The following is a 13902-nucleotide window of genomic DNA, read 5'->3' as shown; positions in this document are numbered from 1 at the left end:
AGTTTTTCAAAAAGATTAAATAACCAAATGAAATTACCGTCTAAATAACTTAACTATACTGTTATTCAGAACCAGGTTTTTTCAAACCAATGTCTTTCATTGGATATTTTTGATAGGTTGACATATGGGCGTTAATGAGTCCCATCATACCCGGTAATCCCCATTCGAAATAACGATGACCGGAACTTAAATCTTCTTTTGGAGAATTATATAAATTATAAACCCACGGGCTCATTCCGACATTTTCAATAACACTTTGGTCCAGGTTTTTTCTTGGAGCTGATGTATTAAATACTTTCATATGAAGTTTATATTCCTGCCATCTAACGGCCATGAAGCTTGTTTCGGAATACATAAAAACAGCATTTCTATTGGACTGTCCATTATCAGATAGCAGAAAGGAAGTCTGATCAACACCATCGATATAATTGGTACTTGGAATTTTGTCATAAGCGCCACCCAAAGCGATAGAAGTATTAAAAAGATCACAAAGATCAAATAATCCGTCGCTTATACGTCCGGGCTTAATTGTATTTTTCCAGTAGGCAATTCCCGGCACACGAACCCCGCCTTCCCAGGTAGTTCCTTTTCCACCTCTAAATGGAGTATAACCGCCATCGGGCCATACATCTTCATTAGGGCCATTATCAGAGGTAAGAAAAACAAATGTATTTTCCTCAATTTTTAAATCTTTCAATAGTTTCATCAATCGACCAACAATATCATCAACTTCTACCACAGCATCTTTGTACGGTATTGCGGCAGGGCTTTTTCCTTTATAACCTTCAGAGACATAATTATCATTATGCACTTTTGAAAAAGAATGTATAAGATAAAAAGGTTTGTCCGCTTTTGCTGCCCTTGTGATAAAATCTTCACTGTAATCAGCAAAAATCTGATCTACTTTTGAAAGATCGGCTATAGTTGCTATGGGTTGCACAACCGTATTTTCCTGCCCTTTTTTGCCTTTAATTACGTTTTGGTTCACTAAAGCTTTCATAGCTGCAAAGCGTTCGGGTTTATTGATTAGATCAGGATAAATCCACTCATTAACAAATTGCGCATATTCAGATTGTACTGCCGCAAAACCAAGCCACTCGTCATATCCAACCTCATTTGGCAGACTTCCTTTTGTTTCGCCAAGGTGCCATTTGCCCGAGATAGAAGTGATATAACCATTTTGAGAAAGAATTTTGGCCGTCGTATTCTCAGAAGCCCACGGATTCACTTTTGGATTCTCTCCCGTAAGGGTAGGCCTGGTCAGCCCGGAACGTGCCGGAATTCTGCCTGTCATCAGTGCAGCACGTGTTGGTGTGCAAGTAGGCTGTGCATATGTCGAGGTAAGTTGTAAGCCTTCATGTGCCAGTTGATCCATATAAGGTGTCGGAGCTCCCACGGCATAGCCTCCCCCATAAACACCAATATCTCCGTAACCCATATCATCAACGAGAATTATCAGGATATTCGGTTTTTTAGAAAGTTTGGCTAATTTACCTTTTGCTTCCTTATCCTGATCCGAATGTGGAATTGCAGGCTCGAGATAATCCTTTACTTTTTGAGTTGGATTAAAGTAATTTTGCTGCGCAATAAGATTATTACATAATAAACATGCGAAAATTAATACTACACCCTTTTTCATGGTTTGTAATTTTAGATTATTAATTCAAATGAAATGTGCTTAAATTCTGTAAATTCGATTAAATTCTAAATTAACCAATATTTAGTTCTAACTCTGCTTTGAAGAAAACAAACTTGTTTCAAATTACAATTTGCAACCAAAACAGTCTAAAAATCTTCATCTGGAATTGTGCACAGGCGATCTGAAAAACAATCCGTGATTAATTCAAAAATTAAGAATTGAGAGGATGGCTATCTTCCTGTAAAAATTAAGGCTGTCAATTTTTAATTTAAATAAAGTAAAAATTATCAAATGACATTTTAGTGCAAATCATATATACTAATACATTTTTACATCAATCCCCAACAGGATATCCAAACCAAAAACGTAAAGCCAATGAAAGACAGGCACTACCAATAGTAAGCCAATCTCTTCAAATCGTCCATAAATTTTATGGAAATTTGTCCTGTTCCTGTCACAAACAAGCCAAATGGCGCCAATTGAAGACAATTGGCGCCATTTTTTATAATCTCACTTATTTTTATTAGTCTAAAGAGCCAGGCTCCTCAGCAGCCCTAGCCCCGATAGCAGAGGAAATCCTTTTGTGCCGGGGTTCGGCACAAAAGATTGGAACGGATAGCGGGAATAGCTCCTAAAAAATAATATTAAATCTAAAAACTGAATCTTTTAAAAAACAACAGCAATAATTCAATTCAAAAAAATAAAATTACAACTTCCCATACAACCAAAAATTACCACAAGCACCACCGCAATTCCCAAAACCAAAACAAAGCCCCAAAAACGACAGCCAAAAACACCCGGCCCCTATGACCCGCAGAACCCTTATAAGGAACCCCAAAGCGGCCCCAAAGACATAACCGGGAAGGACATAGAAAAGGACCTTATAGAGAATGACCCATGGGAGGGGTTTGAAACTGATATGAATACATAGAGGAGCGATGAGGCTCAAAGCGACACCTTTCAGACCATAGAACCAGAAAAGGATAATACGGTCAAGAGGGAATTCGAAATTTTAATTTTTAGATGAGAGAATGTCAAAAAGTTTTTTTTTAAATTTTTTTAATCCTTTTTTATACACAACACTCTCTCAAATGTGTCACCTGCAGGATACTTATCGTTAGTGTACCAAATTGCAACCTTAAAACATTCATCTTCTATTTCTATAATTGTATAAATAAATTTATCACCAACTTTTACCTGTTCATCTCCTGTATTCTTTAAACATTCAATTTCAAATTTACAATCTGACATCCACTTTACTTTCCAGGAAACTTCCAGTTTATCATTGTTATAGCTTTCCTGAATAGAATCTTTCCTGATAGCATACTGTGATGGAAAAGCCGGCGCATAAAATTTAATATTTTTAAATTTTGTACAATCCATACTTTGAGAAAATGCATTAATGCCCGTATATAATGCAATTATTAAAACTATCTTTTTAATCATATCTTTTTTTATTTCCTGTTATTTAAATAATCCAGCGCATTTTCTAGTATTTCATCTCTGCCTTCCTGTATCCCCTTAATTGTAGGCTCTACAAAAATATCAGGTTTTATACCTGTTCGCTGTGTTTCATTTTGGTTTGGATAAAAAACTCCATAAGCCGTATATTGTGTAAAGTATCCCTTTATTATCTCATATTTACATACAGCTCCATCTGCACCAGCTGTCTGACTGCCTACTATAGTACTCCTGGGAGCGCCTTTTAAAGACATCACAACATGTTCTCCGTGGCTTTGCGTCCATTCATTTTCCAGTATTACAATTTTACCTTTGAATAAACCCAGGCTTTTTTCCCCTCCTACTTGATTTTTCCTCCAAATGAATCGCCCCGGATATGTAACATCCGGATCTATAAATTTTGCATACGCTTTAGGCTCTGGGTATAAATAATTTGTTAATGTTTCTTCAATATTGGCTTCTTGCGGGTATCGTCTTGCATCAAAAATGATTGTTTTGAGATTTTTAAATTCTTGCATTACTTCAGGAATTTCACTAACCTTTAGCTTCTCAATATCAATATACCCAATATCATTAGTCAATAATTTCCATTTTTTCTTTTCGGAAAACTTAATTTTTAAATCATAATAATTATAACGTTTTATAAATTTCTCTGATTTTATATCATCTCTTAAAAATTGAATTTTTATGGAATCGCTTTTACCATTAAAAATTGTCCAGTAAATATTTCTTAAGACTGCATTTTCATTTGATCCTTCAACAAATTTTCTATTTTCATTAATAATATCATTGATACTTTTATCATTAACTTTTATTATAACATCACCAAGCTGTATATTGTTGAGTATTGCTAAAGAATCATTTTTAAGTTTGATGACCACCGCTTTTTCTTCAATAATTTTTATATCAAATGGAGCAAACTTATCTCCAAAATAATCATAAAATTTACCCGTCTGCGTTGATGAATGTGAATCATTTAATTTTATAGAGATCTCGCGCATTGCTAACACAAAATCCTTTTCAGAAGTAGGATACATAAATCGGGGAAGCATTTCAGTTAGGACGTCATCCCACTTTTGATCCATTTGATATTTATAAGGAAAAAAATATTCTATTTGATTCCAGTATCTAAAAAGAGCTAATAATCTTAACTGCTTATTTGTCCAATCAAATTCATTATATTTTATTTCATTGGTAACTTTAACAAAAGGATCAGAATTGTAATAATATTGCTGGCCTCTCCATCTATTTTTTTCAATAAATCTTAGTTTTTTGCCTAATGATTTCGAAATCATATCATTTTGATCAATCCAGTTCAGACTAAAATTTTTATCAAAATATTTGATATTTTTCGCCTTATTTTTTTCTTGATAAACTTCAATTTCTCCTAAGTCAGCAATCAATTTTTCAATTGCTTCAGAAAACTCTTCCTGTGTTTGAGTCTTTTCGATTATAGGCAGTAAAGCAAAAAGTTTATTGTCCCAGTTTACTGTACCATTTGCAACGGCAGGATGATAATATTTAAAAAAGCCCCAAATTTTAGCCGTTACAGCTAATTTTTGCACTTCATTAAATTTATCTTTTGCAAACGTATTATGGAACACGATAACAAGTAAGATTAAAAAGCCTCTTTTCATAAAGTAACAGGTGCTTGATTTAGATAAGATTTATTTGAAAAACAAGATTAATTATATTCATAGTTGAAATAAAGAGTATTTTCAAAATTAGAAAATAATACTTACCCTGTTTCATTTTGTCTATTGTTATTTTATAATATCAAAGTATTGAGAGTTGAAGATTGAGGTTACAAAAAAGCTTATAAATGATAATGCACCCTCCTGGTAAAAAGTTGCAATAATTGTTTTTTCATAAATGTGGTTTTTAAGTTAGTAAAGTCTTCCATGAGGACCAATCGAAAGTAAATGAAAAATAAAAAAATAAAAAAATGTCAGATAAAAATCAAGATTTAAAAAACGACTTTATGAGATTAATATTTAATTGTCAACTACATATATTTATAGCTCTACAATAAATATCAAGATAATATATAGAAATTCAGCAGGTAAAATACCGAAGTAGTACAAGTAAAAAGATTTTTAAGAATGAATGGACACGGACAATTGGCCTTAACCCATGACATGTCTGGGATTTTGGCGTAATATGCCCTGTGACACCCGAAGAAATAAAACGCTATTTTGAACAAACGCTCCCACCCAGTGAAGCAGGCCGCATACCCTGGGCAAAAATTACTGGCACGCAGACCTTTCTAAAAAGTTGCTACTTCGGCATTAACAATCTTAACGGTGGATTGAGAGATGCCGTGCCTGGTGGCAACTGAAGGATTTTTATGTCCATATCAAACGAGGCCAGATTACCGGGAATAAGAGCGAAAATGTCATCGCGAATCTTTATAAAATTCTTATGAGCAGCCTCAAACTAAACCAAAAGAAACTTTTTCTTTTCCTCAATACTCCCAACAAGATTCACCGACAGCACTGCTTCAAGTAAGGATTTGAGTTTTTCAAAAGAACTGGGCTTTACCGCATAAAAAGTAGCGCCGAGTTCCATTGACCTGTCAATATTTTCAGGATTACTGCTTGTGGAGAGCATAATAATGCTCACGTGATTTAAATTCTCATGGCTTCTTATTTCTTCAAGACACTCCAGGCCTGATTTTCGGGGCATATTGATATCAAGAAAAATAAATTCAGGTATCTCTGTATCGGAAAGCTTAAGCAAATCCTCCATCAGGTACATCCCGTCGCGTGCCTGTTTTAGAATGATATCAGGCTGGATTTCCATCATCGCATCAGCAAAGAAATCCCTGTCATCGCTGTCATCATCGGCTAAAAAAATATATCTCTGGGAATTACGTTTTTCTAAAGCCATAATAAAATTACATTAAGTAATAAATAAAAGCTCCACCGAGCAAATAGCAATCTAAAGTACCAAATGCGTTTTTTTTTAAACTCCAAATCACGTTTTAAATTGCTTAAAGGAGAATAAAGATAGTGCTTATTTAAAAAAAATACATGCAAAAAAAATCTTTAACCTTTTTTTAATCCGGCGCCTGTGCAGAACTAATATTACAGGCAATTACGGAAATGACTTCAGAGCCTACTTCTCTTTCCTTTTCTCTATAAATTACTTAATCCTTTTGGAATGTCTTTTTGCACAAATTCGAAAGATTTGTAATAGAATTTGAAAGGCTTTTTTTTAGTCAAGGTCTAAATTCGTATTATAAAATATTCAATAATAAAACTGGCGAAAGATATAAACGGTGAAAGATTTCAAATTACTTAATCTTACAATATGAACAAAAAAATATTCTTAATCTTTTTAATTCTTGTTACAGCGCTTAACAGCGCTTATTCACAAAATACCGATAAACTCAAATGGTGGAAAGATGCTAAATTTGGTTTTTTTATACATTGGGGGTTATACTCCATTGGGGAATGGAATGGACAACCTCAAAAAGGAAATGAACACTTTATGTTTATAGAAAAAATTCCTTTGAAAGCATATGGCAAAATCGCCGAAACATTTAATCCTGTAAATTTTAATGCCGATAAGTGGGTGAAAACTGCAAAAAATGCAGGAATGAAATACATTGTTATTACAGCAAAACATCACGATGGTTTTGCTATGTTTGACTCTCCCGGGGATAATTACAACATATTTAAAACAACACCATACCATCACGATCCTATGAAAGATCTGGCAGCAGCCTGTAAAAAATACGACCTTAAACTTTGTTTTTATTATTCTTTAGGTAGAGATTGGGCTAGTCCGGATGCAGCTTGGATAAAAACAGGCAGCAAAGCTGGAAATACCTGGGATTTTCCAAATGAAGAAACTAAAGACAACAATAAATACATTGAAAATAAGGTAAAACCGCAATTAAAAGAATTACTGACACAATATGGACCAATTGGTGTAATCTGGTTTGATACTCCTGAAGGAACAACGCCTGCTCAAAGTAAAAGCCTGAGAGAACTCATTCTTTCTCTACAACCTAATTGTATTATAAATAGCCGAATCGGAAATGGATTTGGCGATTATGCCGTATCAGAACAGAAAATTGTAAAAGGAGTTGAATTAACACCTTGGGAATCCTGCATAACTATGAGCGGAAAATGGGGTTTTAGTAAATTTGATAAGGACTGGAAAACACCGGAATTATTAGTAAGGCATTTGGTAGAGATCATTTGTAAAGGCGGCAACCTGCTTTTAAATGTTGGGCCAGATAATTTAGGTGAATTCCCTGGGCAAAGCACTCAAAATCTAATGGAAATTGGCAGGTGGATGAAAATAAACGATGAAGCTATTTACGGCACTAAACCTTATTCTACTGTAAGCGAATATGCTCTAAACGAAATAGATTTAAAAGCGGATGCAATGGGTAAATCAAGTAATGATTTTACGTCAAAAAAAATTAATTCGGACCTTTATTTTAACCAAAAAGGAGACAACATTTATGTTTTTGCCCGCAGTTGGGATCAAGACATTATTAGCAGTAAAGTCTTAGGACAAATTGAAAACATTGATAAAATACAATTATTAGGAAGCAGACAAGAAATAAAATGGACTTTGCAAAACGGCGATTTAATGATAAACGTGCCAGATATATCTAAAAATGAAATTCCTGTATATGTATTTAAAATCTTTTTGAAAAAATAAATTATCTAAATAGAAATTATGATTTAAAATCAGAATAGTTACATATCACATGACTTTACAAATAAATTAAAACTATTCTAGCACTGTCGATTGAAATAAAACATGCTATGAAAGATCATCTTATATATTAAGTCTTTATATAAACAATAAAATTTAGTCCTTAAATAAAATAAAAAAAATAATCTTCTTATTATACTTGGTATTTTTAGCAGCAGCAAGCACATATGCCCAGGAAAAAATATTTGCAAATTACTTTGACATTCAGCTAAACAGTGAGAAAAATACCGAAGTGGTAGGAGGTATAAATTTAGAGCGTAACAAATACAGACTAACATCACCCATTACTAAAACCTACAGATTTACCATTGCAAAGCAAGAGGATAATTTATTCAGTGTCGAAACTCGTTTTGACCCTAAATGGAAAAATCAGTTTAATTGACCATTATATGTTAAAATGAAATGACCACCTAAATTCGGTCCTAAATTTATTGTCTATTCATAAAACTTCATATTAAGAGAATCATAAAATAGAGTCTGACTCACAATAATTTATACTAGAATTAATTCCAAATTATGATGATCACTTTAAATTGAATAACAGTGGTCAACACATTCTAAAACTAGTGGTCAAATTATATTAAATGACTATTGGAGTGGACACCTTTTTTGCAACAAAAAGTTAAGACTTATATGAATATTTCACCACTCTAAGTTTTGTGGCATTCCTTTGGAACTGAAAATAAGTACGAACAGTAAAATTACAATACCAATATGGGTTGATTGACTATAGAAACAAATATGAGAGATCTACTCCGCATATATAATTGAACTATCTTATACCCTTGTTGCTTAAAAAAAAAGGATTCCAGATATAGGTAAGATACAAAGGAAAGAAGTACAATTCTAAACTGACTTTGATTTATTTTACTCAAAGAATCAATTTACCATTAAATTACATTTTATTTTCATGGCCTAATTTGAAACATTACCGAATTCGAAGAAAGATTAAAAAAGCAAAGAATATTTTTATGTTATAAATTTTACTTTTCATTGTCAAATTCCGCCTTCATATTTTAATAGAATCAATTTCTCCAGATAAATATCTGGCTAAAAATATTCTTAATGTTTGTTTCTAGTAAAAAAATAATTATTACATTATGTATTAATTTTACTAACTTTTGATTAAAATTAAAGCATTTGTGAATTATAATAAAAACAATTACTAGATATGAAAACTAAAATTGCACTGGTCTTTGGCGGAAAATCTACCGAACATGAAGTTTCCTTAAAATCGGCAACAAATATTTTTACTGCAATCAATAAAGATAAATTTGACGTAATTCTTTTAGGAGTTGATAAAAAAGGTAGATGGAAATTTCAAACTAATTATCAGAATGCGGACGTAAATTTAACAAGAGAAGATTATTTCAAAAACTCCATACCTGTTTTTATTGATAATGTTGATGATAAATTATTGATAGTAGATAAGAATAACATTGAAGTATTAGAAACCTTTGATGTTGTTTTTTCAATTATTCATGGAACATTTGGTGAAGACGGAACTCTACAAGGATTCTTTAAATCTTTAAATATACCATTTGTAGGTCCCGATATATTGGGTTCAGCAATTTGCATGGATAAAGATGTCACAAAACGATTACTACGAGATAACAATATTCCTATCGCTGATTTTGTGACACTTAATAAATTTGAATCGGCTAGGATTGACTTTGAAGCAATAAAAGAAAAACTTGGATTACCAATGTTTGTTAAACCATCAAATGCTGGATCGTCTGTAGGCGTAAATAAAGTTATTGATAAAGTAACTTTTGAAGCTGCAATTAAGGAGGCGTTTAAATTTGACAACAAAATATTAGTTGAAGAAGCAATTGTAGGCAAGGAAGTGGAGTGTGCAATTTTAGGAAACCAAGAGCCAAAATCCTCAGTAATTGGCGAAATAATTCCGACAAAGGATTTTTATTCCTATGATGCAAAATACCAGGATGCTGATGGCGCTAAAACGAAAATTCCAGCTGATATCAGTGTTCAAATTTCAGAAAAATTGCGCGAAACGGCATTGAAAGCATTCACCTCAGTTTGCTGTGAAGGTATAGCTAGGGTAGATTTTTTTTTAAGAGACGACAATACTTTTGTATTGAACGAAATTAATACATTACCAGGTTTTACAGAAATTAGTATGTATCCTAAATTATGGGCGCAAACAGGGATTTCATATCCAGATTTAATTTCTAAAATAATTGAATTTTCGCTGGAAAGACATGAAAGAGATAACAAATTACAGATGATAAAATAATTTGGCGCAAGTAGCTGCATGAGCGAGATGCTCATATTAGATGGAGCTAACAATTGTTTTAGATAAAAATTTAATTGGATTAAAAAAAATAATTTGCATAATTTTATGTAACAATACACTCTTAGAAATACTCACGATTACTTTCAGTACTATTTGATTGTGCTTTTGTTAGCGGTAAACACAAAAGAAAAAAATCTATCGTAATTTAATAATTATTTCATGGATAAAGTAAGAGCCTTATTAATAAATTCTGAGAAAAAAATAGTCGAAGAAAAGTTTATAAACAATGAATTTCATATATACGAATTCTTTAAAGAAGCATATCGTTTAATGAAATTAAAGGAGGACTATGATGTACCAGAATTAAATATTTGCAATAATATTTACAATGAGGATATTTTCGACGGAGATGTTTTATTTAATCCAGGTCATCATAATGTGTTTGGAAATCCATTTCATTGCTGGGGTTGTGGTTTTAAGGCACATAATCCTCAAATTTTCATAACTCCATCGGGGGCAAAAAAACTAAATTTTAGAGGTTTTGTATTATTAATTGGTGAGGTTACCTATATTGAGGACAAAAAAATTCAAATACTGCCTTTAAAGTTTACAATTGAAGAAGTTACTGAATCTTTACAATGGAATTATAAAAAATATGCCCTTGACCTCGAAATGTCAAAAGAGGAGAAGCAGGCATGGGCAGCAGAAAAAACAAAAGAAATACAAGACAACGGATATTCATAATATTTATTAAATTCATAAGTCGCAAATATATTTTTTGAATTATCACAAATTCTTTAATTAACTTTTTTCATTATACAAGTATATCATATAAAGATTTACACCTTGAGATGTTTAAGTTGTAAGAAGTACTGTATTATACTATTTTGTTTCACTTGCTCCAAGTCTTAAACTTGGTATCTGACGTAAAAAACCACTGGTAGTGCTTTGTATTATATAGTTTTATTTTTAAGTTTCTTTTTCCATATTTTGTCCCATTCATTTTTCAAAATACTCAAAATTATAGCGTCAATTCTCTTTCCATTTTGGTCAAAACTTCGGCTTCTTAAAATTCCCTCTTCTGTACAACCGACTCCTTTCATTGCGTTTATACTTTGTGTATTTTTACTGTTAGCTCCAAGTCCAATCCTTTCAACTCCTAATTTATCAAATGCGAAGTCGAACATTAAGTATTTGCAATTTTTGTTTATTCCCGTTCCTTGATACTTTTTACCATACCAAGTATAGCCAACTTCAATAGTTTTCGTTTCCAAGTCAATATTGTAAAATCTCGTGCTTCCAACATATTTATTGATCCTTTTATCAAAAATAATGAATGGATATTGTTTTTCGCTTCGTCTTAGATTGATAGCGTTGTTTATATATTTCAATAAATTTTCTCGCCCATTTGCACCGCCAATGTTAAATTCCCAGATTTCGGGTTCGTTAATTGAGAAGTTTAAAAGATATTCAAAGTCGTCTGATTTCAAAGGTCTTAAAAGTAAAGTTTCGTCCTCTAGAATATAATCCATTTTGTAATCAAATTTTATTTCGTTCATTTAAGTTTATTTTAGGTCGTTTTTTTGCATTACTGCCTACTAGTTTATATCATTCTTCCATAATATAAATTGCTGCAAACTTACTTGCATCACTAAAGTTAATATTTCTTTTTAAAAAAAATATTTGAATTTTGTCGAAAGAATCAATTTTATACATTATCCTTTTCAAGAATAACTACTATAAAAAAAATGAACACTAAAAGCCAGCCGCTAACAGCTACATCTTTACCAAATACTTCACTTTACATTTTCGAAAAACTTCAAAACTGGCACTAAGTGTTCGATTGCTCCTGACACTCCACGAAAATCAATAAGAAACACCCGAGCTATAGCGAACAGACGAAGTAAATCATCGCAAATACAAAACCATCTTTCCATTAAACCCAATGTCGAAATCCGTTGAAGTGCCTGTTATACCTTGTTTTTAAATTTTCGTTTATGTTCTATTATATAATTTGTAGAGTCAGGTTTTATATCAAAATGTTGAAATTTATATAGCTCGTTAATGTCTTTACTTTCGTTTAATTTATAATCAAACAATTTCTTTAAAACAAAAGTAGTGCCATTCAATATTACGCCTTTCTTTTCAACTAAATGATATGCTCCAATCCAATTTATATAATACTGAATAATAATTTCATTCTTTTCTGTTTTGAAAACTCCTTTTCCCCAAATTGGGAATCTGTCTTTGTAATGTCTTATGTCACATTCAAAATGCTTTTTAGCATTATCAATTGAGTTAAGGTCAAACAGTCCACAATTAGCCGAGTAGTCAAACACGTAGTTTTCTTGGAAACCTGTTGAAAATCCAAATGTCAGCAAAGTGCCATCTTTATGAAGTGTCAAAGGTCTAATTTGTTTCTGTAAATATGGTTTTGTGCTATCTTTGCTGAAACCACCGTATGAGTTTTTATAATACGGAAATGTCATTTCTTCTCTTTCTTGATAATAATATCCGTCTGTTCTTATTGGTCTTAACTTGTCGCCAACTTTGTCTAGGTTAATAACATATTTCTTGTGATTAATTACCATACACGAAGTCAAAATCAGTAATGCCAATATTGATAATTTAAATTTCATTCTGTCTTTCTTTCTTCTGGAGTTTCTGTTGTAAAATAAGGCATAACGTTCTCTTGCTACAAGTGGTTTGGCGTTAAATTAAGCCTTATCTTCGGATTTACCGAAACATCCCAAATACAAAACCATTGTCCCATTAAGCCAATTGCCCAAATCAATTGTAGCAAGTGTTGGCAGATGGCATGGTTATCGGTTAAATATCTGTTTTAATTGATTTTCTAAAGATTTTTTGTTGAGTTCTCCACCACCTTTCCATTTTCCGATAATTGTTCCGTTTGTATCTATTAAAACTTTATGTGGAATTCCCATTACAAAATAATCTTTTTCTACGGTGCTATTATTTTCAATTACTGAGAAATGTTCCCAATTTTGAATACCGTCTTTTAAAATTGCCTGTCGCCAATTCTCTAAATTCATATCTCTGGAAATGCTTACTATTTCAAAACCCAAATCTTTGTATTTCGAATATAAAACTTTAATATATGGTAATTCGCCACGGCATGGAGCACACCAACTCGCCCAAAAATCAATTAACACATATTTTTTGCCTTTGTAATCTGCAAGCGATATTTCGTTACCTTCCATATCTTTTCCATAAAATAGTGGAGCAATACTTCCTGTTTTACTCTGCTTAAAATAGGAAAGTTGCTCTGCCATTTCTTTACCGCTTTCACTTTGTTTGACATCAGCAGATGCATTGTTGTAAACAGCTTCAAAATCATCATAAAAATTCTTTCCTGCTTGACTTGTAATCCGTCCTTTTACCAATTCTAAACAATAAAGGGATGAAGGATGTTGCTTAGCATAATTCAAATTTATTTTCAGTTCTTCTATGTCATTTCGATCTGCAACATTCCATAAACTATCTTCATAAATAGTTAAATTTTCCAATTTTATTAAATCACTCGTTTTCTTAATTTCCCCTTGACAGACTTTCATTAATTTGTTCACAGAATCTCGAACAGCATTGGTTTTAAAATGTAAATCATTTAATTCCTTTTCTATATCTGAATCTTTCATTTGCTGTGCTTTACAATGTAAAATTGAACAGAATAATAAAATAATAATGTATGTAATTCTCATATGTTTTGTATTTCAGTAAATGCTTTCTGCCAACTTGTATATATGTCTGACTACATCCGACTTATCTACCCTAAATTGGGTCGCTATGT

Annotated in this window: 10 protein-coding genes; 3 read left to right on the top strand and 7 right to left on the bottom strand. The window is 32.1% G+C overall.

All coding sequences use genetic code 11. The annotated features are described in order from the left end of the window. Positions 1-61: 61 nt before the first annotated feature. The 4 genes from B0A65_RS18705 to B0A65_RS18690 all read right to left on the bottom strand — a co-directional run bounded on the left by B0A65_RS18705 (position 62) and on the right by B0A65_RS18690 (position 5989). Positions 62-1639 carry a sulfatase-like hydrolase/transferase gene (locus tag B0A65_RS18705; RefSeq protein WP_074664034.1) on the bottom strand — a complete coding sequence of 526 codons (1578 nt, stop codon included), beginning with the start codon at positions 1637-1639 and terminating at the stop codon, positions 62-64. A 1059-nt stretch (positions 1640-2698) separates the two neighbouring features. Then, a complete protein-coding gene (locus B0A65_RS18700) occupies positions 2699-3085 on the bottom strand; it encodes a hypothetical protein (protein ID WP_074664032.1) in 387 nt (128 codons plus the stop codon). Positions 3086-3093: 8 nt separating this feature from the next. Next, positions 3094-4737 carry a S41 family peptidase gene (locus tag B0A65_RS18695; RefSeq protein WP_074664029.1) on the bottom strand — a complete coding sequence of 548 codons (1644 nt, stop codon included), beginning with the start codon at positions 4735-4737 and terminating at the stop codon, positions 3094-3096. Between the two features lie 799 nt (positions 4738-5536). Further along, on the bottom strand, positions 5537-5989 hold the full coding sequence (locus B0A65_RS18690; protein WP_074664027.1) for a response regulator: 453 nt from the start codon (positions 5987-5989) through the stop codon (positions 5537-5539). Positions 5990-6412: 423 nt separating this feature from the next. Here B0A65_RS18690 and B0A65_RS18685 point away from each other — a divergent pair, with 423 nt between their 5' ends. From B0A65_RS18685 to B0A65_RS18670, 3 genes are all read left to right on the top strand, one after another. Beyond that, positions 6413-7780 carry an alpha-L-fucosidase gene (locus B0A65_RS18685; RefSeq protein WP_074664024.1) on the top strand — a complete coding sequence of 456 codons (1368 nt, stop codon included), beginning with the start codon at positions 6413-6415 and terminating at the stop codon, positions 7778-7780. Positions 7781-9008: 1228 nt separating this feature from the next. Continuing rightward, complete coding sequence (gene ddlA, locus B0A65_RS18675) at positions 9009-10094, top strand: D-alanine--D-alanine ligase (protein WP_074664018.1); 1086 nt, start codon at positions 9009-9011, stop codon at positions 10092-10094. Positions 10095-10313: 219 nt separating this feature from the next. Further along, positions 10314-10838: a hypothetical protein gene (locus B0A65_RS18670; protein WP_074664015.1), complete on the top strand. Its 525-nt coding sequence runs from the start codon at positions 10314-10316 to the stop codon at positions 10836-10838. Between the two features lie 209 nt (positions 10839-11047). Here the strand turns inward: B0A65_RS18670 and B0A65_RS18665 are convergent, their stop codons facing one another. The 3 genes from B0A65_RS18665 to B0A65_RS18655 form a co-directional block, all read right to left on the bottom strand. Further along, entirely contained in the window at positions 11048-11653 is a 606-nt protein-coding gene (locus B0A65_RS18665) for a GNAT family N-acetyltransferase (RefSeq protein WP_074664013.1), read from the bottom strand. Between the two features lie 411 nt (positions 11654-12064). After that, positions 12065-12733 carry a hypothetical protein gene (locus B0A65_RS18660; protein ID WP_074664010.1) on the bottom strand — a complete coding sequence of 223 codons (669 nt, stop codon included), beginning with the start codon at positions 12731-12733 and terminating at the stop codon, positions 12065-12067. 183 nt (positions 12734-12916) lie between these two features. Then, positions 12917-13750: a TlpA family protein disulfide reductase gene (locus B0A65_RS18655; protein WP_074664008.1), complete on the bottom strand. Its 834-nt coding sequence runs from the start codon at positions 13748-13750 to the stop codon at positions 12917-12919. Positions 13751-13902: the final 152 nt, after the last annotated feature.

Source organism: Flavobacterium frigidimaris, assembly GCF_002217275.1.
Classification (GTDB): domain Bacteria; phylum Bacteroidota; class Bacteroidia; order Flavobacteriales; family Flavobacteriaceae; genus Flavobacterium; species Flavobacterium aquidurense.
This window is presented reverse-complemented; position numbering and strand designations above follow the sequence as displayed.

Bases quoted from the DNA above. Each gene is read 5' to 3' on its own strand.
- B0A65_RS18705 (WP_074664034.1), bottom strand. From the start codon at position 1,639: ATGAAAAAGGGTGTAGTATTAATTTTCGCATGTTTATTATGTAATAAT.
- ddlA (WP_074664018.1), top strand. From the start codon at position 9,009: ATGAAAACTAAAATTGCACTGGTCTTTGGCGGAAAATCTACCGAACAT.
- B0A65_RS18665 (WP_074664013.1), bottom strand. From the start codon at position 11,653: ATGAACGAAATAAAATTTGATTACAAAATGGATTATATTCTAGAGGAC.
- B0A65_RS18695 (WP_074664029.1), bottom strand. From the start codon at position 4,737: ATGAAAAGAGGCTTTTTAATCTTACTTGTTATCGTGTTCCATAATACG.
- B0A65_RS18670 (WP_074664015.1), top strand. From the start codon at position 10,314: ATGGATAAAGTAAGAGCCTTATTAATAAATTCTGAGAAAAAAATAGTC.
- B0A65_RS18700 (WP_074664032.1), bottom strand. From the start codon at position 3,085: ATGATTAAAAAGATAGTTTTAATAATTGCATTATATACGGGCATTAAT.
- B0A65_RS18685 (WP_074664024.1), top strand. From the start codon at position 6,413: ATGAACAAAAAAATATTCTTAATCTTTTTAATTCTTGTTACAGCGCTT.
- B0A65_RS18690 (WP_074664027.1), bottom strand. From the start codon at position 5,989: ATGGCTTTAGAAAAACGTAATTCCCAGAGATATATTTTTTTAGCCGAT.
- B0A65_RS18655 (WP_074664008.1), bottom strand. From the start codon at position 13,750: ATGAAAGATTCAGATATAGAAAAGGAATTAAATGATTTACATTTTAAA.
- B0A65_RS18660 (WP_074664010.1), bottom strand. From the start codon at position 12,733: ATGAAATTTAAATTATCAATATTGGCATTACTGATTTTGACTTCGTGT.